General features: G+C 66.0%; 19 protein-coding genes. 12 read left to right on the forward strand and 7 right to left on the reverse strand.

Features of this window, described 5'->3' with window-relative positions; all coding sequences use genetic code 11:
- The first annotated feature begins 4 nt into the window (after positions 1–4).
- The 3 genes from U1737_RS15000 (at position 5) to U1737_RS15010 (ending at position 2829) form a co-directional block, all read left to right on the forward strand.
- Positions 5–925: a flagellin N-terminal helical domain-containing protein gene (locus tag U1737_RS15000; RefSeq protein ID WP_332797315.1), complete on the forward strand. Its 921-nt coding sequence runs from the start codon at positions 5–7 to the stop codon at positions 923–925.
- A 122-nt stretch (positions 926–1047) separates the two neighbouring features.
- Positions 1048–1911, forward strand: a complete 864-nt coding sequence (gene motA / locus U1737_RS15005; protein WP_187504688.1) for a flagellar motor stator protein MotA — start codon at positions 1048–1050, stop codon at positions 1909–1911.
- Between the two features lie 15 nt (positions 1912–1926).
- Positions 1927–2829, forward strand: coding sequence for a flagellar motor protein MotB (locus U1737_RS15010; RefSeq protein ID WP_248523566.1), 903 nt, complete (start codon positions 1927–1929; stop codon positions 2827–2829).
- A gap of 106 nt (positions 2830–2935) precedes the next feature.
- Here U1737_RS15010 and U1737_RS15015 read toward each other — a convergent pair whose 3' ends face one another.
- Positions 2936–3436 (reverse strand): Ros/MucR family transcriptional regulator, encoded by a 501-nt coding sequence (locus U1737_RS15015; protein ID WP_248523564.1) that lies wholly within the window; start codon positions 3434–3436, stop codon positions 2936–2938.
- Positions 3437–3719: 283 nt separating this feature from the next.
- On the opposite strand from U1737_RS15015, the gene U1737_RS15020 reads away from it, so the two are divergent.
- A complete protein-coding gene (locus tag U1737_RS15020; RefSeq protein WP_248523562.1) occupies positions 3720–6032 on the forward strand; it encodes a glycoside hydrolase family 3 C-terminal domain-containing protein in 2313 nt (770 codons plus the stop codon).
- A 178-nt stretch (positions 6033–6210) separates the two neighbouring features.
- Here U1737_RS15020 and U1737_RS15025 read toward each other — a convergent pair whose 3' ends face one another.
- From U1737_RS15025 to U1737_RS15035, 3 genes are all read right to left on the reverse strand, one after another.
- Entirely contained in the window at positions 6211–7302 is a 1092-nt protein-coding gene (locus U1737_RS15025) for a sialidase family protein (protein WP_332797316.1), read from the reverse strand.
- Positions 7303–9117: a DUF885 domain-containing protein gene (locus tag U1737_RS15030; RefSeq protein WP_332797317.1), complete on the reverse strand. Its 1815-nt coding sequence runs from the start codon at positions 9115–9117 to the stop codon at positions 7303–7305. It abuts the gene before it with no gap.
- A 422-nt stretch (positions 9118–9539) separates the two neighbouring features.
- Positions 9540–10613 carry a mannose-1-phosphate guanylyltransferase/mannose-6-phosphate isomerase gene (locus U1737_RS15035; RefSeq protein WP_332797318.1) on the reverse strand — a complete coding sequence of 358 codons (1074 nt, stop codon included), beginning with the start codon at positions 10611–10613 and terminating at the stop codon, positions 9540–9542.
- A 156-nt stretch (positions 10614–10769) separates the two neighbouring features.
- Between U1737_RS15035 and U1737_RS15040 the strand changes: the two genes are divergently transcribed.
- The 5 genes from U1737_RS15040 to U1737_RS15060 all read left to right on the forward strand — a co-directional run bounded on the left by U1737_RS15040 (position 10770) and on the right by U1737_RS15060 (position 18497).
- Positions 10770–12158, forward strand: a complete 1389-nt coding sequence (locus tag U1737_RS15040; RefSeq protein ID WP_332797319.1) for a TIGR03013 family XrtA/PEP-CTERM system glycosyltransferase — start codon at positions 10770–10772, stop codon at positions 12156–12158.
- Between the two features lie 19 nt (positions 12159–12177).
- On the forward strand, positions 12178–14217 hold the full coding sequence (gene prsK, locus U1737_RS15045) for an XrtA/PEP-CTERM system histidine kinase PrsK (RefSeq protein ID WP_248523554.1): 2040 nt from the start codon (positions 12178–12180) through the stop codon (positions 14215–14217).
- Positions 14214–15608: a PEP-CTERM-box response regulator transcription factor gene (prsR, locus tag U1737_RS15050; RefSeq protein ID WP_332797320.1), complete on the forward strand. Its 1395-nt coding sequence runs from the start codon at positions 14214–14216 to the stop codon at positions 15606–15608. Before prsK ends, prsR begins: the two co-directional genes overlap by 4 nt.
- Complete coding sequence (locus tag U1737_RS15055; protein WP_332797321.1) at positions 15601–17601, forward strand: tetratricopeptide repeat protein; 2001 nt, start codon at positions 15601–15603, stop codon at positions 17599–17601. The genes prsR and U1737_RS15055 overlap by 8 nt, the downstream gene beginning before the upstream one ends.
- 92 nt (positions 17602–17693) lie before the next feature.
- Positions 17694–18497: an ATP-binding protein gene (locus U1737_RS15060; protein ID WP_332797322.1), complete on the forward strand. Its 804-nt coding sequence runs from the start codon at positions 17694–17696 to the stop codon at positions 18495–18497.
- 69 nt (positions 18498–18566) lie between these two features.
- On the opposite strand, the gene U1737_RS15065 is transcribed toward U1737_RS15060, so the two are convergent.
- Together U1737_RS15065 and U1737_RS15070 are read right to left on the reverse strand one after the other, a co-directional pair.
- Positions 18567–18815 carry a hypothetical protein gene (locus U1737_RS15065; protein ID WP_248523546.1) on the reverse strand — a complete coding sequence of 83 codons (249 nt, stop codon included), beginning with the start codon at positions 18813–18815 and terminating at the stop codon, positions 18567–18569.
- Between the two features lie 98 nt (positions 18816–18913).
- Entirely contained in the window at positions 18914–20695 is a 1782-nt protein-coding gene (locus U1737_RS15070) for an ABC-F family ATP-binding cassette domain-containing protein (RefSeq protein WP_332797323.1), read from the reverse strand.
- 122 nt (positions 20696–20817) lie between these two features.
- On the opposite strand from U1737_RS15070, the gene U1737_RS15075 reads away from it, so the two are divergent.
- The 3 genes from U1737_RS15075 (at position 20818) to U1737_RS15085 (ending at position 23214) form a co-directional block, all read left to right on the forward strand.
- Positions 20818–21132 carry a hypothetical protein gene (locus tag U1737_RS15075; protein WP_248523542.1) on the forward strand — a complete coding sequence of 105 codons (315 nt, stop codon included), beginning with the start codon at positions 20818–20820 and terminating at the stop codon, positions 21130–21132.
- A gap of 23 nt (positions 21133–21155) precedes the next feature.
- On the forward strand, positions 21156–21821 hold the full coding sequence (locus U1737_RS15080; protein ID WP_056061146.1) for a response regulator transcription factor: 666 nt from the start codon (positions 21156–21158) through the stop codon (positions 21819–21821).
- An 82-nt stretch (positions 21822–21903) separates the two neighbouring features.
- Positions 21904–23214 carry a sensor histidine kinase gene (locus U1737_RS15085; RefSeq protein WP_432715086.1) on the forward strand — a complete coding sequence of 437 codons (1311 nt, stop codon included), beginning with the start codon at positions 21904–21906 and terminating at the stop codon, positions 23212–23214.
- Between the two features lie 44 nt (positions 23215–23258).
- Here the strand turns inward: U1737_RS15085 and U1737_RS15090 are convergent, their stop codons facing one another.
- On the reverse strand, positions 23259–24161 hold the full coding sequence (locus tag U1737_RS15090) for a prephenate dehydratase (RefSeq protein ID WP_332797324.1): 903 nt from the start codon (positions 24159–24161) through the stop codon (positions 23259–23261).
- Between the last annotated feature and the right edge of the window lie 107 nt (positions 24162–24268).

Consider the following 24268-nt stretch of genomic DNA (forward strand, 5'->3'; position numbering starts at 1 on the left):
GCCCATGCAGATCGCCACCAGCCTCTTCTACGATCGTGCCGCGAGCACGATGACGTCGCTCACCGGCAGGGCGGATGCGTTGCAGACCCAGATCGCGACGACCAAGCGCTTTTCCGCGCCGTCGCAGGACAGCGTCGCCTATCAGCGGCTCGCAACGCTCGCGCGCGATACCGCCGACGACAAGGCGTATGCGGCCAATCTCGGCACCGCCACGTCGGTGCTGAAGCAGGGCGACACGAGCCTCAGCGCGATCAGCGACCAGCTCCAGACCGCGACCACCCTCGTGACGCAGGCGCGTAACGGCACGCTCAACGCGACAAACCGCAAAGCCATCGGCGAACAGCTCGCCGGGATCGTCGCGACGCTTACCGGCCTCGCCAATGGCAAGGACGCACGCGGGCAGGCACTGTTCGGCGGTGGCGACGGCACGGCGGCGGTTGCCACCGACGGCAGCTACGCACTCGCCTCCAAGCCGGTGTCGGGTATCCCGATCGGCGATGGCCAGAGCGTGCAGGCGAACGAGACCGCAGCACGGGTCTTCACGGTCGGTGGCACGACGCGCCCCGATGGCAGCATCGAGGGCGGTACCAACACGCTGGCGATGCTCGCCGCGATCGCGACCGCACTGCAATCGGATGATTTCACGCCGGATGCGCTCGATACGTCGCTGGCCGACATCAGCGCGGCATCGGATCAGGTGTCGACCGTCCAGGCCTCGCTCGGTGCGCGCGCGGCGCGGGTCGATCTGGAGACGTCGCGGCTGAAGGATACCGGCGTCGACCGCGAAGCGACCCGCTCTGCGCTGGAAGATACCGATATTCCGACCGCGGTGGTCGAGCTGCAGAAGACGATGACGATCCTGTCGGCGACGCAGGCGAGTTTTTCGAAGCTCTCCTCCCTCTCGCTGTTCGATTATCTTCGCTGACGTTTCGACGACCGATATTTTTTAGTCAGGGCGCGGCGTCTGGTAACCGGTTGGCTACTAAATCCGGTTAATTCTCTGGCTACGTACCTGCCATTGTCGGCCCAGGGGGAATTTCCAGCACCATGTTTCCGGTCATCGGCATCGTCGTCCTCCTCGTCATGGTGTTCGGAGGATTCGCCTTTACGGGTGGCGCGCTCGGCCCCGTTCTGGAGGCGATCCCGCACGAGATGCTGATCATCGGTGGCGCCGCCGCCGGCGCGCTGATCATCGGCAATTCGGGCAAGGAACTCAAAGCGCTCGGCGCCGGCCTCGGCAAGGTCTTCAAAGGGCCCAAATACAAGAAGCAGGACTATCTCGACGTCATCTTCCTGGTCAGCAAGCTGATGAAGATGCTGCGGATGGACGGGCCGATCGCGCTCGAGCCGCATGTCGAGGACCCGCAATCCTCGGCGATCTTCGCGGAATATCCAAAGCTCCTTAAAGACCACGCCCTCATCGACCTGATCGCCGATACGCTGCGCTTGGTGGTGGTGTCGTCGGGGACGCTCGACGTGCACGCGGTGGAGGAGGTGATGGACCAGTCGATCAAGACGCATCACCACGAGGAGGAAAGCGCGCATGGGACGCTGACCAGCCTCGCTGATGCCTTGCCGGCGCTGGGCATCGTCGCGGCGGTGCTGGGCGTGGTCAAGACAATGGGTTCGATCGACAAGCCGCCGTCGATCCTCGGCTCGATGATCGGTTCGGCGCTGGTCGGCACGTTCATGGGCGTGCTGCTCGCGTACGGCATGGTCGCGCCGCTCGCCAACCGGTTGCGGCAGGTGCTCGACGCCGATGCGGCGATCTACGGCGTGGTCAAGCAGATCATCATCGCCTCGCTGCACGGTCATCCGCAGCCGCTGGTGATCGAGGCTGCCCGCTCGGGCATCGCGCACAAGAACCAGCCAGGCTTCGCCGAAGTCTTCGACGGTCTTCGCGGCAAGTAGGGGGCGGCAGACAGCATGGCCCGCGCGCCCCACGGCAACATCCAGCCACCGAAGATCATCGTAAAGAAGATCTATATCGAGGGGCATGGCGGCCATCACGGCGGCGCCTGGAAGGTCGCCTATGCCGATTTCGTGACCGCGATGATGGCGTTCTTCCTGTTGTTGTGGATCCTCGGTGCGACCACCGAAAAGCAACGCAAGGGCATCGCCGATTATTTCGCCCCCACGTTGATCGACACGCGCTCGCTGGGGATCGGCGGCGGCGCGCTGTTCGGGGGCGAATCGATCCTCGACAAGAACAAGATCGGTCCGAAGGCGGGCCAGACGAGCATGGCGCAGATCGCGATTCCCGATGCGGGCAAGGGCGGTCCGTCGATCGGGACCGGCGAGCAGGGATCGATCAAGAACCGCCAGGCGCTCGCCAGCGAGGATCGCAAGAATTTCGAGGCGATGCGCAAGCGCGTGCTGAGCCAGATCCAGGGATCGGCCAAGCTCTCGCGGCTGGCCAGTCATGTGCGGTTCGTGCGGACCCAGGACGGCATGCGGATCGACCTGGTCGACGACGCCGATTATTCGATGTTCGCGCTGGGAACGACCGCGCTCGATCCGCAGGCCAGCGAGCTGATCGGCATGATCGCGGGCTCGATTTCGGGCATGCAGAACCCGATCATGATCCGTGGGCATACCGACAGCGTGCCGTATGGCGATCCGCGGGCGATGAACAACTGGATGCTGGCATCGGGCCGTGCCGAGGCGACGCGTCGCCGACTATTGTCGGGCGGCACGCCGGAAGCGCGGTTCGAACGGATCGAAGGGGTGGCCGACCGCGAGCCGCTGATCGTCAAGGACCCGCACGATCCGCGCAACCGTCGCGTCGCGATCACGCTGCTGTATCGCCGCGGTTCGTTCGGCAAGTAACCCGTTCCCCCGGGAAAACTGCAGCATGCATGAAGAAGGGACCGACGCTCGGCGGCGCCGGTCCCTTTTCGCTGGTGCCACACATCATTGCTGATGCGCGCCGGGCTTATTCGGCGGCGGTAGTGTCCGTCTTGCGCTTACGCGTGGTTGCGGCGGGTGCAGGCGCTGCATCGGCTTTGCGCGCGCCGGGCTTGCGACCCAGGCCGATCTTCTTCGCCATCGCGCGACGGCTTTCCGAATAATTCTCGGCCACCATCGGATAGTCGGGCTTGAGGCTATAGCGTTCGCGATATTCGGCGGGCGTCATGCCGTGCGTGGCCAAATGGCGGCGCAAGGTCTTGTATGACTTGCCGTCGATCATCGAAATGATGTGATCCTTCGACGCCAGCGACTTTCGGACGGACACGGCCGGCGTGTATTCAGCGACTGCTTCGACCGACGGCGATTCGGTGGTAGCACCCAGCAGTGCCGCGACGGTGTCATGCATCTTGCCGAGAAAGGCAGGAACGTCATCGGCAGAGCTACGCGTATTAGGATTGCCAAGCCAAGCAATGGTCAGCTCAGTCGCAAGTTCGACGGCGCTCAGGTCGGTGGTATCTTCGGCCATGTTCAACTCCATTGACTGACGTCGCCGTAACAACGTGCGGGACTGGGTTCAACCGCTTGCGGAACAATTACACCGCAATTTTTGTAAAAACGTGCATGAGGAGATACGGTTTACATCACAAAGTCCCCTGCAATTGCTTTAGATTAAATCGCTTGCCCGGAAACGATTGCCTGGAAACGATGGCTTTGACGGAGATCGCCGTCCTGTTCGCCAGCGCCCTCTATGCGACGGCTTCGGCAGGCCGTATCCGACGTACACATTAGTCAGAAAAAAAGAGGGTTTCATGATCGCATCTCGGACCAAGGCCATTCTTGCACGTCTCCTTGCGGGCTCGGTCGTGATGAGTGTCGGCTTTGCAGCGCCCGCTATGGCGCAGACCACCAACAATGCGCCCGGTGCAGCGGCGGCGCGGACCGAGGCGCCCAAGGCACGGCTGTGGATGAATACCGCGCTGAACGCCGACGCACGGGTCGAGCTCATCCTCAAGGAGATGACGCTCGACGAGAAGCTGCAGCTGACTTTCGGCTATTTCGCGACCAATGCCGATTGGTTGAAGACGCCGGTCAAGAACTGGGTCTATCCGAAGGACGGCCTTCCCGCGTCCGCCGGGATCGTGCCCGGTATCCCGCGGCTCGGCATCCCGAACCAGTGGCAGACCGATGCCGGTGTCGGCGTCGCCAGCCAGCGCGGGCCGACGCCGCGCCTGCGCACCTCGCTGCCGTCGGGCATCGCGACCGCGGCGACCTGGAACCCGGAACTGGCGCAGGCCGGTGGCGCGATGATCGGCAGGGAGGCGTTCCTGTCGGGCTTCAACGTGCAACTCGCCGGCGGCATGAATCTCACGCGCGAGCCGCGCAACGGGCGCAACTTCGAATATGGCGGCGAGGATCCGTTGCTGGCGGGCGTGATCACCGGGCACGAGATCAAGGGCATCCAGTCGCAGCACGTCGTCTCGACGATGAAGCACTACGCCTTCAACGGGCAGGAGACGAACCGCTTCACGATGGACCACAGGATCGGCGAACAGGCCGCGCGACAGTCCGACCTGCTCGCGTTCGAGATCGCCAACGAGGTCGGCCAGCCGGGCTCGGTGATGTGCTCCTACAACCGAGTGAACGGCCATTATGCGTGCGAGAACGACTGGCTCTTGAACAAGGTGCTTAAGCGCGACTGGGGCTTCAAGGGCTATGTCATGTCCGACTGGGGGGCGGTGCACTCGACCAGCGAGGCGGCCAATGCCGGGCTCGACCAGCAGTCCGGCTGGGCGTTCGATCGCTCGGCGTACTTTGCGGATGCCCTGCGCGAGGCGGTCAACAACGGCCATGTCAGCGAAGCGCGCGCGACCGATATGGCGCGCCGCGTGCTCTGGGGAATGGTCTCGGTGGGCGCGTTCGACACGGTCGTGGCGGGCGACCAGGCGACCAGGATCGACTATTCCGCCCACGCCGCGGTGACGCGCGCGGACGCGGAAGAGGGCATCGTCCTGCTCAAGAACAGCGCCGGCCTCCTACCCCTCGCCAAGTCGGCCAAGTCGATCCTGTTGATCGGCGCACATGCCGATGTCGGCGTGCTGTCGGGCGGTGGTTCGAGCCAGGTCTATTCGCACAACGCGCCGACCAACGGCCTGATCGTGCCCGACGAATTCCCTAGCGGTTTTCCCGGTCCCAAGACCTATCACGCGTCGTCGCCGATGAAGGCGTTGCAGGCGCGAACCGGCGCGACCGTGACGTATCTCGACGGCAAGGACGTCAAGGCCGCAGCCGCAGCGGCACGCAAGGCGGATGTCGTCGTGGTGTTCGGCGAGCAGTGGACCGGCGAGTCGTTCGATGTTCCCGACCTGAACCTCCCCGACAATCAGAACGCGCTGATCGACGCGGTCGCGCGTGCGAACACGAAGACGGTGGTCGTGCTCGAAACCGGCGGTCCGGTGGTGATGCCGTGGCTCGGCAAGGTCGGCGCGGTGCTGGAGGCGTGGTATCCGGGCACGGCGGGCGGCGAGGCGATCGCGCGCGTGTTGACCGGCGAGGTCAACCCGTCGGGGCATCTGCCCGCGACCTTCCCCGCCTCGCTCGCGCAGACCCCGCGGCCCAAGCTGGAGGGCGATCCGAAGCTCGACCGCGACGCGCATCCGATGGGCAATTACGACATCGAGGGTGCGGCGGTCGGCTATAAATGGTTCGACAAGACCGGCGCCAAGCCGCTGTTCCCGTTCGGCTACGGCCTGTCCTACACCAACTTCGCGATAACCGGCCTGACCGCGGCGACGGCGGGCAAGGGCATCAAGGCCGACTTCACCGTCCAGAACACCGGGTCGGTGCAAGGCAAGGCAGTCGCGCAGGTTTACGTATCTGGCGCAGGCTGGGAAGCGCCCAAGCGGCTCGGCGCCTTCCGCAAGGTCGATCTCGCCCCCGGCAAGAGCCAGACCGTATCGGTCACGATCGATCCGCGCCTGCTCGCGACGTTCGACGTCGCCAGCGGCGGGTGGAAGATCGCTGGCGGCGACTACAAGGTCATGCTCGCAACGTCCGCTGCGGACATCGTCCAGACCGCAACGGTCCGTGTGGCCGCGCAGACGCTCGACGCCAAGGGACGCTAAACGGGTCCGGGGTTTTGTGCGGCTAAGCGCGAACCCCAGGACGAAATACGTGTCTCCCCGCGAAGGCGGGGATCCAGACTGGGCTCCCGCCTTCGCGGGAGAACAAGGATATGGTGGCGTACGATTGTAGGCCCCAAACTGAAACTCGAGACGTCCTGAATCTCGCGTTCCGTCCGGATCAGCGCAGCCGGCGCGGGTCTACGACGACGTATTTGATGTGCTTGCGATCATAGGTGTAGGTAATCCGGACCAGCCCGTCGCGAGTCTGGATCACCGCGGGATAGGCATAGCCGTCGGGCAGCGGCTTGCTTTCCAGCGTCAGCACCTGATGCCAGCGCACACCATCGTCCGACAGTGCGAGATTGAGCGGCCAGCGCGGTCCGTCGCCGGGGCGGTCGGGCCAATGACCGCTATGATTGTACACGATCAGCTGTCGCCCATCGCGCAGCGTCACCGCATCGGTCCCGGCATTGGGGTTGGGAAGGTCGATCGCAGCCAGTGGCGACCAGGTCCGACCGGTATCCTTCGACCAACTCATCGCCAGCGCACCCTGACGCGTGCGGGCGATCAGTTCGAGCCGCCCGTCGGGATAGGACAGCACGCTGGGCTGGATCGCCTCGATATGCATCGGCGAGGGGATCGGCGGCTCGACCGTCCAATGCGCGCCGCGATCGGTGCTGCGTTCCATGCGGAGCGACCAGCGATTGGACTCCGCGGTGCCTTCTTCGCGGCTCGATGGTGCAAGCCAACTGCCGTCGCGCAGCACGACGGGCTTGTTCTTGATCGGGCCGAGGACGCCATCGGACAGGCGCTCCGGCTTGCTCCAGCTACGGCCGTCGTCGGTCGAGCGGATCATCATCCCCCACCAGTCGCGCGGGTTCGGCCCGACCTTGTAGAACAGGCGCAGGTCGCCCGGGGCAGGCTGGAACAGGACGGGGTTCCATGTCGGAAGATGGCGACCATCGGCGCCGATGCCCGCCGCCACCGGTTCGGGCGCACTCCATCCGCCGTCCCCGCCGCTGATGCTACGCGACGTCCAGATGCGGACGTCGGCATTGCCTTCGCCCGATCCGGCGAACCAGGCCGCCATCAAGGTGCCGTCGGCGAGCTGCACGATCGTCGACGCGTGCGCCTGCGGATAGGGGGCGTGCGCGTCGATCAGTTCGGCCTTGAGGATGGCATCCGAGGCGGATGGCTGCGGGGCATTGCCGGGAGCACCAGCCCCCGACAGCATCGCGGCCAGCCCGATGATTGCCACTTTCATGAGCATTTACGCGCGCCCGCGAATGGCCGCGATCCGCTCGTCGACGCGGCGTTCCAGGATCGTCAGCGGCATCGCGCCCTCCTTCAGGATGTCGTGGAACTGCTTCAGGTCGAACCGGTCGCCCAGTGCCGCCTTCGCCTTCAGCCGCGCGCGCGTCCATGCCATGTGGCCGACCTTGTAGCTGCACGCCTGGCCGGCCTGCGTGCAATAGCGCTCGACCTCGCGCAGCGTCCTTGGCCGCGCAAAGCCGGTCGTCGCTACCATGTAGTCGGTCGCCTTCTCGCGGCTCCACTGCTTCGCGTGAATGCCGGTATCGACCACCAGTCGCGTCGCGCGGAACAGGAACGATTGGAGATACCCGGCACGCTCCAGCGGCGACGCATACGCGCCGAGTTCGTCCGCCAGCTGCTCGGCATACAGCGCCCAGCCTTCCGAATAGGCCGAGAAGAAGCCGATCTTCCTGAGGGTCGGGATATCCTTCGATTCCTGCGCGAGGCTGATCTGGAGGTGATGCCCCGGTACGCCCTCGTGATAGGTGAGCGAGGGCAGCGTGTATTTCGGCCAGTCGCCGACGTCCTTCAGATTGACGAAGTAGATCGCCGGGCGGCTGCCGTCGAGCGAAGCGCGGTTGTAATAGCCGTTCGAGGCGCCGTCCTGAATCTCCATCGGCACCGCACGGATTTCGAGCGGCTGCGTCGGCACCTCCGAGAACGCCTGGGGCAGCTTGGCATACATCGCTTTCACGCTGTCGTTGAGCCCCGCGATCAGCTCGGTGCGACCCGCCGCGGTGTTCGCATAGAGCTGATCGGGCATGACGTTCAGCTTGGCGAGCCGCTCGCCGACCGTGCCGGTCGTGAACCCTTGCGACTTCAGAATCGTATCGAGCTGCGCGGTGATCTCGGCGACCTGCGCGAGGCCGATGCGGTGGACCTCGTCGGGGCTCATCGTCGTCGTCGTCGCCTGGTTCAGCGCCATCGCGTAGATCGCGTCGCCGTTCGGCACGCGCCAGATCCCGTCGCCCGGCTTGGTGGTCGGCTTCAACCGCTCGATCAGCGCGATCTGGCGGTCGAGCGCGGGATAGACCTTCTCGTCGACGATCTTTGAAGCACGCGCCTGCCAGTCGCCGCCGATGCCCTTCGCCGCAGCGCGCTTAACGAGCGACTGGACGATGCTCGATGTCGCCGCCGGCTGACCGCGCAGCTTCCGCATTTGGCCCAGCGTCAGGTCGAGCGACCAAGCGGGGGCGAGCAGGCCACGCGCGGCTTCCACCTGCTGCATCGCGCTTTCCTGGTCGAGCACCGTGCCGAACTGGTCGAGCCGCGACAGATACGCCTCCGCGTCGGGCATCGCGTTGATCGTGTGTGCGGTGTTGAGGAAATCGGGCACCTGGAAATAGGCGCCGCCCTGCTGGAAGATCCGGTAGGGGCGGATCGGGCTGTCCATGCCGAATTTCTCGGGCGCGGCGATCTGCGTGTTCAGCGAATAGCGCACCACTTCGAGGTTCAGCTTGGCCGCCGGCGACAGGCCCGCGCCGTCATAGCGCGCAAGGCTCGCGATCGACGCCTTGGTCTCGGCAACGTCGCGTGCGCGCTTTTCGGGCGTCCGCGGCGAGAGCTGGCTCTTGAGGCCGGCGAGCGGTCCCTTGTCGAGGCCGAGCGAGGTCGCAAGCTCGGGCGACCGCGCGACGCTCTTCTGGAAGATCCGCTCGAACTCCGCATTGAGCGCGGTGTCGCCGGTCGACTGCGCGAACACGCTGGACGGCAACACGGTGGTGGCGAGCGCGGCGACACTCCCCGATGCGAGGAACTGGCGACGATCCATGACGAACTCTCCCTTTAACTGGCGCGTATCTTCGCGGATCGGGACGCGAACCGCCAGAGCCGAACCGACACCCAATCGACACAGACCGAAGCGAGACCACCGAAGCCAGCGGAACTACGACTGCGATCATAGGTTAGACAGGAGAACCCAGCGGTGTCTCCATCCCCCCAGGGACCCGCCGGGTTTCGTATGCGTAGGTGAGGTTGAAGTGCGAAACGAGACAACCAGGCGTGGAGCCGACGCACGTTTACAGGCCATCGGCGAGACTCTCCGTTCGTCCTGGCAGACGCCGACCGATACGATGATCACCGACGATATTCCGATGTTGCTGACGCGTTTGTCGCAGGTCCAGAGCCGCAAAAAGCGCTAGGAGCTTCGGTCCGGGCGCCCCGCAACGCGCCCGAACCCTGAAGCGTAAACCGTCAGTTCGCCGGGACGGCCTTCATGGCCTCGATCAATTTCTTGACCTCCTGGCTGCGACCACGCGGCATGATCAGCACGTCGTTGCCGCTCGCAACCACGATCAGATCCTCGACACCCACGAGCGAAATCCGGATGCCGTCGCTGCGGACGAAGCATTGTTTCGTGTCGATCGCCAGAACCGCGCCGTTGCCCTGGCTGCGATGGGCATTGCCCTTGTCGTCGACGTCGCTGATCGCGTGCAGCGCGTCCCAGCTGCCGACGTCGTTCCAGCCCATCGCGACCGGCACGACCGCGACCCGGTCCGCCTTCTCCATCACGGCGTAATCGATCGAATCGTCCGGCGAGGCGGCAAAGGCAGCCGCATCGGGATAGATCCGCGTGCCCTCGGTCCGCGCCTTGTCCATCGCCTCGCGCGTCGCGATCAGGATGCCGGGATTGAACTGCGCCAGCGCCTCCAGATACGCATCGGCCTGGAAGAGGAAAATCCCGCCGTTCCAGGCGTGATCGCCGCTGGCGAGCATCGACTGCGCCTTGTCGAGCGGCGGCTTCTCGACGAACCGGGCGACGCGATTGACGCCGGGCTGGAGCTCGTCGCCGATCTGTATCCAGCCATAGCCGATCTCGGGCGCGTCGGGAGCGATCCCGAAGGTGACGAGCCAGCCCTGCGTGACGAGCGGCATCGCCGCCTCGATGGCCGCATGGAACGCCGCGATATCGCCGATGACGTGATCCGAGGGCATCACCAGCAACGCGTCGCCACCACCACCTGCGGCGATTGCCGCGAGCGCGATCGCCGGCGCGGTGTTGCGACCGGCCGGCTCGAGGATCAGCGCCTGCGGCGTCGCCCCGGCATCGGCCAACTGCTGCTCGACCAGATCGGCGTGGCGCGCATTGGCGACGACGATCGGCGCCGCATAGCGTTCACCCTTGGCACGACCTGCCGTCAACTGGAGCATCGTCTCGTTCGCCGTCAGCGCCAGCATCTGCTTGGGCATTTCGGGGCGGGACATCGGCCAGAGGCGCGTGCCGGAACCACCTGAAAGTATCACGGGAACGATCGTACGTACGGTCATGGAGCCTCCTGCCCGATGCGCTATAGTGACGGGCTAAGGTTCGCAATCGCCGAGTGCCCCAAGCGGTTGCACGGTCTTCAGCCTTTTTTGGGGAATTGCTGCCAATCTGTGGGTGGCGTCGGTGCTTTTGCGGATGAGCGTCGGGAACGGTGGACGATGATACGGCTCTTCAAGCACTACGTGCCCCATGTGGTCCTGATGCTCGGTCTGGTCGATCTGGTCCTGCTTATCATGTCTGCGGAGATCGGCTGGGTCGTCCGCGCAAACCAGATCGGCATGCAGGTCGAGCCGATGCACACGCGTATCGCGCAATTGCTGACCTTCGCGATCGCCCTGCAAGTGTCGCTGGTCGCGGTCGGCGCGTATGGCGTCGCGTCGTTCCTGTCGTTGCGCTTCGCCGCCGCGCGGCTTGCGGTCGCATTGTCGCTCGGCGTGATGTTCCTCTCGTTGATCTTCTTTCTGGTGCCGCCGCTCGCCCTGTGGCGGTCCAACCTGTTATACTCGACCGTCATCGCAACCGTGTTGCTGGTCACCGTTCGCGCGCTGCTCGGCAAGACGCTGGGCGGCGAAACGTTCAAGCGGCGGATCGTCGTGCTGGGCGCGGGCGTGCGTGCGGCACGGATCCAGAGCCTGTCCGCACAGCCCGGCATCAATTTCGTCGTCGCCAGGTTCGTCCTGATGGGCGAAGCCGAGCCGGCCGTTCAGGGCGCGCTGCCGCGGGGCGAAATTCCCAACCTCGCGACCTATATCGTCGACCAGAACGCCAGCGAGGTCGTGCTCGCGCTCGACGAGCGCCGCAATGCGTTGCCGATGAAGGATCTGCTTCGCGTCCGTACCACGGGCGTGCAGGTGAGCGAGATATCGAGCTTTCTCGAACGCGAAACCGGCCGCATCGATCTCAAGAGCGTCAATCCGTCCTGGCTGATTTTTTCCGACGGGTTCGCATCGAGCCGGATGCTGTCGAGCGTCTTCAAGCGCGCGTTCGACATCATCGCCAGCGGGCTGCTGCTGACGGTAACCCTGCCGATCATCCTGGTCACCGCGATCGCGATCAAGCTCGAGTCCAAGGGCCCCGCCTTCTACCGCCAGCGTCGGGTCGGTCTCTACGGCGAAGGGTTCGATATCCTGAAACTGCGCTCGATGCGGCAGGACGCCGAAGTGTCGGGCAAGGCGGTGTGGGCCGCCGAGGACGATCCGCGGATCACCCGTATCGGCCGGTTCATCCGCAAAGTCCGGATCGACGAACTGCCGCAGACCTGGACCGTGCTGAAGGGGGAGATGAGCTTTGTCGGCCCACGCCCCGAACGGCCGCAATTCGTCGAACAGCTCGACGAGCAGCTGCCATTCTACGCCGAGCGCCACATGGTCAAACCGGGCATCACCGGCTGGGCGCAGATCAACTACCCTTACGGCGCGTCGATCGAGGATGCCCGGCACAAGCTCGAATACGACCTCTATTATGCAAAGAACTATTCGCCGTTTCTGGACATGCTGATCCTGTTGCAGACCCTCCGCGTCGTGCTCTGGCCGGCGGGGGCACGATGAGCGTAGCGGTGCTCCCGACATGATCACGACGCTGGTGCTTTGGAGTCACGCGCTGGCGGCGCTGTCGTTCGGCGCCCTGGCGCTGGCGCAGGTGCGACGACCCAGCGGGCAATGGCCGCATGCCGCGTTCGTCATCGCGCTCGCGGCGACCAGCCTGTGGGCGCTCGCGGTCGCCGGCATCGATACGCGCGATGTTGCGACGCGGATCGTTATCAGTGCGCGCGACATCGCGTGGCTCGGCTTCATGCTCGCGCTCGTCCGGCGCGATCGTGCCGGCAATTATGCGCTCGGTGCCGTGTATTTCGTGGTCATGGCGCTTGCCGGAACCGCCGCGTTGCTTGCGATCGCCGGCCGGATGGGGCTCGACGCCGAGGCGTTGCGCGCAGTCGAGACCGCCCGAACGGTGTTCCGGATGATGAGCGCGGTCAGCGGCCTGGTGCTCATTCACCACCTGTACCAGGCGGCACCCCCCTCGCGGGGCGGCATCCGCCTCGTCGTGCTCGCGCTTGCCGCGATGTGGGGCGTCGACCTGTTCGTCTCCGCCGGCGTGTATTTCGCGATGCCCTGGATCCCGGTGTCGATCCTGGTGCGCGGCGTGGTGATGACCGGCGTCGCGGCGCTGCTGGTCGTCGGGGTGCATCGCAGTGGCGACTGGACGCTCGCCTTGTCGCGGCCGATCACGGCGCGCGCGCTGTCCGCGGTGGCCTTGATCGTCTACGCCGGCCTTACCGCACTCGCGACCAGCATCGCCGCCAGTTATGCAGGATCCTATGTCCGCGTCGCACAGACCGCGATCGTGTTCGGCGCAACCGCCGCCGCGCTGACGCTGCTTTCGACCCCGTGGCTGCGTGCCTGGACCAAAGTGAAGGTCGCCAAGCATCTCTTTCGTCACCGCTATGACTATCGTGCGGAATGGCAACGTTTTACCGACACGCTGGGCAAACCGGCTGTCGGCGCCGACTCGCTCCATGCCCGTGTCGTAAAGTCGGTTGCCGACCTGACCGACTCGCCGGGCGGGCTTTTGCTGGTCCATGACGGCGCCTCGCTTGGACCCGGCGCGACATGGAACTGGTTTTGTGCCGCCACCGGTCCTCAGGATGAAACGCTGGCCCGGTTTCTCGCCGGTGATGCGCGGATCGTCGAACTGGACCGTGTGCGCGCAGGCACCGCGCCGCCAGCCGATATAGCCAGCGTTCCCGCCTGGCTCCACGACTGCCCGGACGCCTGGGCGATCGTGCCGCTCATGCATGGTGGCACGCTGGCCGGCGCGATCGTGCTTGCCCGCCCGCCGGTCGACCGGGCGCTCGACTGGGAGGATTTCGACCTGCTCCGGGTGGCCGGACGGCAGGCGGCGAGCTATCTTGCCGAGGATCGCGCGCATGCGGCACTGGCCGATGCGGCGCGGTTCGACGAGTTCAACCGCCGCTTCGCGTTCATCCTTCACGATATCAAGAATCTTGTCAGCCAATTGACCCTGGTCGCGCGCAACGCCGAGCGACACGCCGACAACCCCGAATTTCGCATCGACATGGTTGCTACCCTCAAGGATTCGTCAGACCGCATGAACGCGTTGCTCGCCCGCCTCTCGCAGCACGGCCCCGTCCGCGGCGAACCGCTCCAACCGGTCGAGGTTGCGGCGATCGTCGAGCGCGTCGCGACCAGTCGGCGCGGCCAGCACCCGATCGCCGCCCGCGCTGCGCCGATCCTCGCGCTTGGTCATGCGGCGCGTCTTGAGCAGGTGCTCGGTCATCTCGTCCAGAACGCCATCGAAGCCAGCGGCGCCGACGACCCCGTCCTGATCTCGGTCGAACCGGTCGGTGACCGTATCGCGATCGACGTCATCGACCACGGTGTTGGAATGGCGCCGGGCTTCGTGCGCGACCAGTTGTTCCGCCCTTTCGTATCCTCGAAACCGACCGGCTTCGGTATCGGTGCCTTCGAAGCGCAACAACTCGTCCACGCGATGGGCGGTGCGCTGGAGGTCGTCAGCCGCGAAGGTGAGGGGACCCGGTTCCGCGTCCTGCTTCCCGCGATCGCGTCGCTGGAAGCGGCAGCGTGAGCGGCGGCCCGAGTGGCGGCCCGAGTGGCGGCCCGAGTGGCAGCGTACGGCCGGTTCTCCTGATCGTCGAGGACGACGCCGGGCTTCAGCGTCAGCTTCGCTGGGCCTATGAAGGGTATGAGATCGTGGTCGCAAGCGATCGGACGCAGGCGCTCGATGCGATCCGCGCGCATGAGCCCGCGGTCGTCACGCTCGACCTCGGCCTGCCGCCCGATCCGGACGGGGTCACCGAAGGGTTTGCCACCCTGCGCGATATTCTTGCGATGAAGCCCGATACGAAGGTGATCGTGGCGTCGGGACACGGCGCACGCGAAAGCGCGTTGCAGGCGATCGCCGACGGCGCCTGGGATTTCTACGCCAAGCCGATCGATATCGACGCGCTCGGCCTGATCGTCAGCCGTGCGTTTCATGTCCATGCGCTGGAGACCGAGAACCGCCGTCTCGCCGCGCGGATGGAAGCGGGCGGGTTCGGCGGTCTGATCAGCGCCTCCCCCGAGATGGCGGCGGTCACGCGCACGCTGGAACGGGTCGCACCTGCCAACGTATCGGTGATGCTGCTGGGCGCCAGCGGCACCGGCAAGGAACTGCTCGCGCGCGGGCTGCATGACGCGTCGCCGCGGTCGCGGGGCAATTTCGTCGCGATCAACTGCGCGGCGATCCCCGAGACCCTGCTCGAAAGCGAGCTGTTCGGTCATGAAAAGGGCGCCTTCACAGGGGCGGTAAAGACCACCGAGGGCAAGATCGAACAGGCTGCCGGCGGCACGCTGTTCCTCGACGAAATCGGCGACGTGCCGCTCGCGCTCCAGGTGAAGCTGTTGCGGTTCCTCCAGGAGCGCGTGATCGAACGCGTCGGCGGGCGGAAAGCGATCCCGGTGGACACGCGAATCGTCTGCGCGACGCACCAGAATGTCGACGCGATGGTCGCCGACGGGCGGTTCCGCGAGGACCTGTATTACCGCCTCGCCGAGATCGTCGTTCGAATCCCGGCGCTGGCCGACCGGACCGGCGACGCGGTATTGCTCGCGCGCCACTTCGTCACGCGCTACGCCGCGTCGATGAACCCCGTCGTCACCGGCCTTGCTTCCGACGCGCGCGCTGCGATCGATAGCTGGGGCTGGCCGGGCAATGTCCGCGAGCTGGAGAACCGGATCAAGCGCGCGGTGATCATGGCCGACGGCAAGCTCGTCACCGCGATCGATCTGGATCTGGACGCGAACGCATACGAGGCGGTTTCGCTCAACCTGCGCGCGGCCCGCGAACTCGCCGATCGCAAAGCGATCCGCCAGGCACTGGCAAGGACCGACGGTAACATATCGAGCGCGTCGCGGCTGCTCGGGATCAGCCGGCCGACGCTGTACGACCTGCTGAAAAGCTACGATCTTCATGCGTGACGCGACCTATCCTTTGTTGCGGCGGCGCAAGCGGCGGCGACGGTTCAAGCTGCCTGCGATGATGGCCAGCAGCCGAGCACGCGTTCTCGCGATCGCAACGCTGTGCCTGATCGTCGTCGCGATCGGCGTCGCGATCGCGATGCGATCGCCGCGGCCGGATGCGCGACGGTCGCTTGCGGATAGCCTGGCGACACTGGACGCCGGCAATTACAGCGCAGCACGCAGCAACGCGCAGGCGGCGATCGCGGCGCAACCGAACTGGGCGATCGCGCATGCCGTGTTGGCGCGTGCGTACCTCGAACTCGGCGAGGGGCTGGCCGCGGAAGCGGAACTCGCGCGCGCGGAAAACGCCGGATTGCCGGCGGGCCGCCTGTATCAACTGCGCGCGCATGCCAGCCTGTTGCAAGGCGATCCGGACGCTGCGCTCGATCAAGCTGCCGACGCATCGCCGCGCTATGCAGCATATGCCGCGCGCATCGTCGCGCGGGCACTTGCCGCACAGGGCAAGACCGTCGAGGCACGTGCAGCCCTGGAGGGGCTGGTCGCCCGCGCGCCGGACGATGCGGCAGCCTGGACCGATCTCGGCCGGCTTCGCCTGACCATCGGCGATGTCGGTGGCGCAGCCGTTGCGGCGACGCGGGCCGTTGCATTGGCCCCGCGAGATCCTGCGGCCCTGACGTTGCAGGGTGAAGTGATTCGCAGTCGTTACGGCCTGATCGCGGCGTTGCCATGGTTCGAGCAGACGTTGACGCGCGATGCCTATTATCATCCCGCGCTGATCGAATATGCGGCGACCCTCGGCGATGCGGGGCGCAATGTCGAAATGCTTGCCGTCACGCGTCGTGCGCTGCTGGCCCGGCCCGGCAGTCCTCAGGCGTTGTATCTGCAGGCGGCGCTTGCCGCGCGCGCGGGCCGGATCGATCTTGCCCGGTCGCTTCTGAGAGGCGCGCGTGGCGCGGCCAACGGGCTTCCCGGAACGCTGCTGCTGTCCGGCAGCCTCGACTACGCGCAGGGCAAGTTCGAGCAGGCGGCGACGACATGGCGGCAGCTCGTCGGTATCCAGCCGCTGAACATCGCCGCACGGCGGCTGCTCGGTGCGGCGTTGCTTCGGTCGGGCGATCCGCGCGGCGCGCTCGGCATGCTGCGGCCGATCGGTGAGCGTGCCGACGCGGACACCTACTCCCTGACGCTGATCGCGCGGGCGTTCGAAGCCGTCGGCGATCGTACGTCTGCGTTGCCGTTCCTCGATCGTGCGGCCGCAGGACCCGTCGCGCCGGCTTCGGCGTTCGCGACCGACGCGGCGATCGGCGCATTGGTGGCAGAGGCGGCGACCGCGCCGGGCGATCCCACCTACGCGCTAGGCGTGATCCGCGGACAGATCGCCCAGCGCGACACCGCCGGCGCGATCGCCCGTGCCCGGTCACTCGTCGCGGCGGCGCCCGGTGCGCCGGCCGCGCATCTTGCGCTGGGCGATGCGCTCGTCGCCGCCGGACGCTACGCCGAAGCGGCGCCGGTTTTCGCACGCGCCGCGGATCTGTCGTTCGACGAGCCGACGATGCTTCGCCTGATCGATGCCCTGAGTCGGGCCGGTCGAGCCAAGGACGCGGCGACTGCGTTGGCGCTATACCTGTCGCAAAATCCGCAAAGCCTGGCGGGGCAACGCGTGCTCGGGCACTGGCAGGTCGCGGCGGGCGACTGGGATTCCGCGATCGAGACGCTGGAGGGTATCCGACGCCGGGTCGGCAACCGCGATGGCGGAGTCCTTGGCGACCTCGCGCTCGCCTACGCAGGAAGCGACGATGGCGCGATCGCGGTCCGCTATGGTCGTGCCGCCTATCTGCTGTCGCCGATGAGTGCGGCCGCCGCCGATGCCTATGGCATCGCGCTTTCGGCAAACGGTGACGATGATGGGGCCTGGCAAATGCTGACCAAGGCCAATCGCCTCGCACCCGGCGACACGGTGATCGCGGGGCATCTTCGTCAACTGCGCTAGATGCCGGCGACCGGCCCTGTGTTGGCTAGGGTGTTGGCTAAGGTACTGGTTGGGCGCTTGTCACGACCGGATCACGCGGCCAAGAGCATGCCATGACCGACCCGCTGGACCGTATCGCCGCTGCGCTCGAACGCCTTTCGCCGCCGCCATCGCCGCCGGTCGATCTGCGCGCTCACCCGGCCTATGTCTGGCGTGACGGTGCGCTGGTCGTGGCGCGTGGGTTCGCGCCGCTACCCCTCGACAGGCTGATAGGGATTGATCGGCAGAAGACGTCGCTGGCCGCCAACCTCGACCGTCTCGCCAAGGGACATGCCGCGCAGGACGTGCTGCTATGGGGTGCGCGCGGCACGGGAAAGTCCGCGCTCGTAAAAAGCGCGATCGCCGCGATCCAGGCGGGCGACGGTAATCTCGCGCTGGTCGAAATTGCGGCGCTCGATAGCCTGTCGACGCTGTTTGCGATGCTCGCGACCATCGATCGTGCGTTCGCGGTGTTTATCGACGATCTCGGTTTCGACGTTCCTGCCGACGCGCGCGCGCTGCGGTCGGTCTTGGAAGGGGGCGCCGAACCGCGACCTGCCAACGTGCGCCTGCTGGTAACCGCGAACCGCCGGCATCTTGCGCCACGCGATATCGCCGAACAGGAAAGTGCGATCAATCCGCGCGATTCCGCAGACGATCATCTGGCCTTGGCCGACCGATTCGGTCTGAGCCTCGGATTTCATGCGATGGACCAGGAGACGTATCTTGCGATCGTCGCGGCGTACGCAGCGCTTTACGATCTGAGTTTCGAGCCGGGCGACGCCATCGGCTGGGCGACGCGACGTGGCAGCCGTTCGGGCCGGGTCGCGTGGCAGTATGTCATCGATCTCGCGGGGCGGATGGGAAAGAGCGTTTAAGTCGCCCGCTTTCCAAATGATTTCCGGCCGAACGAACGGGCCGGCGCCGAGGCGCCGGCCCTGACAACCTTAGTTGCTGTCCGAATCGTCGTTGTTGTCGTCCTTGACGATCGCGATGACGCCGATCGCTGCAACGCCTGCTGCGATCAGGATGGCGAAGATGCCGCCGCCGCCGCCGCCCAGTTCGCTCTTACCGGCGGTTGCCGACCCGACGCGTGCGTTCGCGACCGACAGGCTCGCAGGAGCAGCCGATGCCGCAACCGAGGTGGTCATCATTGCGACAGCAAGTGCGCTGCCGGTAAGGGCCTTGAGCTTCATAAACATCTCCACAATAAACGAACCGAACTGCCGCAACGCAACAGTCACACAGTGGTTCCGCTATTGAACAAACGCCGAAAAGTCCAGATAAATCTAGTTTAAGCGGCGCCGTCGACCATTTCTGCAAGTTCGAGCCAGCGCAGTTCCGCCGCTTCCTTCTCTGCGCGGGCCTGCTCGATCGCCGCGGTCAGTTTCGCGAACGTCGCGTGGTCGCGCATGTACAGATCGGGCTTGGCAAGCTTGGCCGCATCCGCCGCCATCTGCGCGTCGAGTTCCTCGATCCGCTTCGGGAGCAATTCGTAATCGCGCTGGTCCTTGTAGGTCAGCTTGGCACGCGGGGCGGCCGCGACCGGGGCGGTGGCGGAGACCTTCTTCGACGCACGCTTGCCGGTCGTCGTCGACACGCGACGCTTTTCCCAATCCTCATAGCCGCCAGCGACCACGTCGACCGTGCCCGAGCCGTCGAGCCCGAGCGTGATCGTGACGGTCCGGTCGAGGAAGTCGCGGTCATGGCTGACGATCAGCACGGTGCCGTCATAATCGCCGATCACCTCCTGCAACAGGTCGAGCGTCTCGAGGTCGAGATCGTTGGTCGGCTCGTCGAGCACCAGCAGGTTCGACGGCTTGGCGAACTCACGCGCGAGCAGCAGGCGTGACCGCTCGCCACCCGACAGCGAGCCGATCTTTGCGTCGACCATGTTCGGGTCGAACAGGAAGTCCTTCAGATAGCCGTGGATATGCTTGCGCACACCCAGCACATCGATCCACTCGCCGCCGTCGACGACGACTTCGCGGACCGTCTTCTCGGGCGCCATCAGGCTGCGCTGCTGGTCGATCACCACCGCATCCAGGGTCTGCGCCAGCTTGATCGTACCGCTGTCGGGCTGGATCTCGCCGGTGAGCAGCTTCAACAGCGTCGACTTGCCCGCACCGTTGCGGCCGACGATGCCGATACGGTCGCCTCTGGTTACACGAAGCGTCAGGTCGCCGATGATCGTGCGGTCGCCGTAGGCCTTGGTAACGTTCTTCGCGTCGATCACGACCTTCGACTTGGTGTCGTCGCTGCTCGTGGTCAGGTTCGCCGAGCCCTGCGGCCCGATCATCGACGCGCGTTCGGCGCGCATCTCGTGCAGCTTGGTCAGGCGCCCCTGGTTGCGCTTGCGCCGACCGGTGACGCCGCGAAGCAGCCAATGCTCCTCGAGCTTGAGGCGCGCGTCGAGCTTCTCGGCCTGGCGCTGTTCCTCGGCATAGACCTGCTCGGTCCACGCCTCGAACCCGCCAAAACCGATTTCCGCCCGCCGGATAGCCCCGCGATCGAGCCACAGCGTCTGCTTGGTGAGGCGCGTCAGGAAGGTACGGTCATGGCTGATGACGACGAACGCGCCGCGGAAGCGCTTGAGCCAGTCCTCGATCCATTCGATCGCGCCGATGTCGAGATGGTTGGTCGGCTCGTCGAGCAGCAGCATGTCGGGGTCCTGCGACAGCGCGCGGACGATCGCCGCGCGGCGCCGTTCGCCGCCCGATGCGGAGGCTGCCTCGCGCGACAGGTCGATGCCGAGCTGGTCGGCGATCGAATCCGCCTCGTAGTTCACCGGCGCATCGTCGCCCGCCATCACGTAATCGCGCAGCGTCGCGAAGCCGCGCAGGTCGGGCTCCTGCTCCAGGATCACGACGCGGGTGCCGGGGACGATCACCCTGCGGCCCTCGTCGGCGATCACGCTGCCGCCGAGCAGCTTGAGCAGGGTCGTCTTGCCGGCGCCGTTGCGGCCGATCAGCGCGAGCCGGTCGCGCGGTCCGATATGGATGTCGAGATTGCGAAAGAGCCAGCCGGAGCCCTGGACGAGCCCGAGGCCTTCGAATGCTAAGATTGGTGCTGCCATGTCCGCGCCACGTAGGGGGGCGAAGTGATGCAGGCAAGTTACACCTCGCAGGGCTTCGTGCTGTCGCGCGCCTGTCGCGATCATTCACAGGCTGTTCAATGCCGGGGCCCTATGCCACGGCCATGAAGATGTTGCTATTTCTTGCGACCCTGGCCGCGGCGCCTTTGCTGATGGGTGCCGCACCGATGCTGGCGGGCGACCCTCCACAGCGTCGCAGCGACCAGATGTCGGCATTGCAGGCGCGCCGGACCGGTGCCCCGTCCCTGCGCGAGATAGAGTCGCGCGTGATCCCGACGATGAAGGGCGCGCAGTATCTCGGCTCGGACTATGATTCGGGCAGCGCCATTTACACGCTGAAATTCCTGCGCGATGGAACCGTCATCTGGGTCGACGTCGATGGCCGCAACGGCCAGATCGTCGGCCGCACGGGTCGCTGAAAACCCCAATCGAGAGGATAATCATGCGCGTTCTGATCGTCGAGGACGAGCCGAATCTCGGCCAGCAGTTGAAGAATACCCTGGAGGGGGCCGGCTATGCGATCGATCTGGCGGTCGATGGCGAAGAGGGACATTTCCTCGGCTCGACCGAGAATTACGACGCGGTCGTGCTCGATCTCGGTCTCCCCGAGATCGACGGGCTGACCGTGCTCGATCGCTGGCGCAAGGAGGGCAAGACGATGCCCGTGCTGGTGCTGACCGCACGCGACAGCTGGTCCGACAAGGTCGCCGGGCTCGATGCGGGCGCCGACGATTACGTCGCCAAGCCGTTCCAGAGCGAGGAACTGATCGCGCGTCTGCGGGCGCTGATCCGTCGTGCATCCGGCAATGCCTCGTCCGAGCTGACCGCGGGCGATATCCGCCTCGACACGCGCAGCGGCAAGGTCACGCGCGCCGGCGAGCCGGTGAAGCTGACCGCGCAGGAATACAAGCTGCTGAGCTACCTGCTTCACCACAAGGGCAAGGTCGTCAGCCGGACCGAGTTGATCGAGCACATCTACGACCAGGATTTCGACCGTGATTCGAACACGATCGAGGTGTTCGTGACGCGCATCCGCAAGAAGCTCGGCCAGGACGTGATCACGACGATCCGCGGCCTCGGCTACAGCCTCGAAGATCCGGACGCCTGATCGTCCCACGATGGAAACGCCGCCGCTGACAGAGACGCCGATCCGCGTGCCGGCGGCCGTGAAGGGATCGCTGTCGCGGCGGATGATCCTGATCGCGGCGGTGTGGATCGTCGTGCTGCTCAGCGGCGGCGGGTTCGCGCTCGACCGCGTGCTGAGCCAGGCGGTGACGCGCAATTTCGACGACCAGCTCGAATATGTCCTTCGCTCGCTGCTGAACTCGGCCGAGATCGGACCCGAGGGCGAAGTGATCTTCTCGCGCGATGCCGCGGCCGACCAGCGCTTCGTCGAACCCTATTCGGGTCTCTACTGGCAGGTGTCGGGCAAGGGGCGCGAGGATTTCCCGTCGCGGTCGCTGTGGGATCGCAAGCTCGCGTTCGGCGGCCCGCACGACGACCGCAACGCGCATTTCTACGACAGCAACCAGTTTCCCGACGAAAAGCTGCGAATCGTCGAGCGCGACGCGGTCATTCCCGGCTCCCAGGTGCATTGGCGGTTCCAGGTCGCGCAGAGCCGCGACGGGCTCGATGCGCAGATCACCACCTTGCGCCGCACGCTGGTCCGCAGCTTCGCGTTGCTGGGGCTCGGACTGATCATCATGGCGGCGCTCCAGACCTTCTACGGGCTCTGGCCGCTGCGGCGGGTGCGCGAGGAGATCGCCCGGATGCGCGCCGGCCAGTCGAACCGGGTGTCGAGCGCGATGCCTGTCGAGGTCGCGCCGATGGTCGAGGAACTCAACGCGCTGATCGAGCATAACGAGCGTCAGGCCGAGGAGGCGCGGCGGCATGCCGGCAACCTTGCGCATGCGCTCAAGACGCCGTTGACGGTGATCATGAACGCCGCCACTGCGCAGTCCGACGACCTCGCCGATACGGTGATCCGGGAAGCCCGGACGATGCGCCGGCAGGTCGACCACCACCTCGCGCGAGCCCGGGCGGTCGGGCGGCGTGGATCTGCGCATAGTCGTGCGGATGTGTGGCCGAGCCTCGAATCGGTCGAGCGTGCGGTTGGGCGGCTGTACCGGCATGTCCGGATCGACGTGACGGGGCCGCGCGGGCTTCAGGTCCATGTCGAACGGCAGGATCTCGACGAGATGCTCGGTAACCTGATCGAGAACGCTGCGAAATATGGTGGTGGCAGCGTGTTCGTGACGGTCGGCGCGCAGTCGGGCTTCGTCGAATTCCTGGTCGAGGATGACGGCGTCGGCATTCCTGAAGAGGAACGTGTCCGAATCTTCGACCGCGGCGTGCGGCTGGATACGGGGAAGCCGGGGACTGGGCTGGGGCTGGCGATCGTTCGGGACGTCGCGGAAATCTATGAGGGAACGGTCGCGCTTGAGGAGAGCGAAGACCTGGGCGGCCTGCTCGTGCGGCTGAGACTACCCGCGGCCAACTGACCTTCTCACGATCCTCCCCCTGGCGGGGGAGGATCAAGGTCAGGTCACCCCCGCGACCGCGCCTGGCGGTAGGTGCCCAACACCCGCAGCCATTTCGAATGGAATCCCAGTTCCTCCAGCGCATGGTCGAGGTTCGCGTCGCCCGGCTTGCCGACCACGTCCGCATAGAATTCCGTCGCCGAGAAACTACCGTTGCGCTGGTAGCTCTCCAGCTTGGTGATGTTCACCCCGTTGGTGGCGAACCCGCCGACCGCCTTGTAGAGCGCGGCGGGGACGTTCTTCACCTCGAAGATCAGCGTCGTCATCCATTCGCCGCCGACCGGCTCCTGCGCCGCGGGCGGCTTGCCGCCGCGCGCCAGCACCACGAACCGCGTCGTGTTGTGATCCGCGTCGGCGATGTCGGTCGCGAGCAGCTCCAGCCCATACAGCCCGGCAGCGGCAGGCGGCGCCAATGCCGCGATCGCAGGATCGGCGAGTTCGGCGACCTTGGCCGCAGCCCCGGCGGTGTCGGGATAGCTTACCGGCTCGATTCCGTGCGCCTTCAGCCAATGCCGGCACTGCCCGAGCGCCTGCGGATGGCTCATCGCCTGGCGGATGCCGTCGCGTGGCCCAGCGCCCATCAGCGCATGGCGGATCGGCAGGAAATGCTCGCCGGTGATAACGAGCCCCGATTCGGGCAGCAGGAAATGAATGTCGGCGACCCGGCCGTGCAGCGAATTCTCGATCGGAATGATCGCGCAATCGGCGCGGCCGTCCTTCACCGCGTCGATCGCGTCGGAGAAATCGAAGCAGGGCAGGGGCAGGCCGTCCGGGAATGCCTCGACTGCCGCGACATGGCTGTTGGCGCCCGGCGCACCCTGGAACGCGACGGCGCGCGCGGGGTCTGCTGCAGCGGCGTCGGTCATCCGCGCGACGATCGGGCGGGCGGGTACGGCGAAGTTTTCCATGCCCCCAGCGCCTAAGGCGCGCTGCTTGCCTGTTCAACCCGGGTAAAAGGGCCGCCGTGCGCCATACAAGCGCAGCTTGCGGTGCGCGCCCGCCTTTTCTATGGCTG

It is taken from the genome of Sphingomonas fucosidasi, assembly GCF_036663855.1.
GTDB lineage: Bacteria > Pseudomonadota > Alphaproteobacteria > Sphingomonadales > Sphingomonadaceae > Sphingomonas > Sphingomonas faeni_B.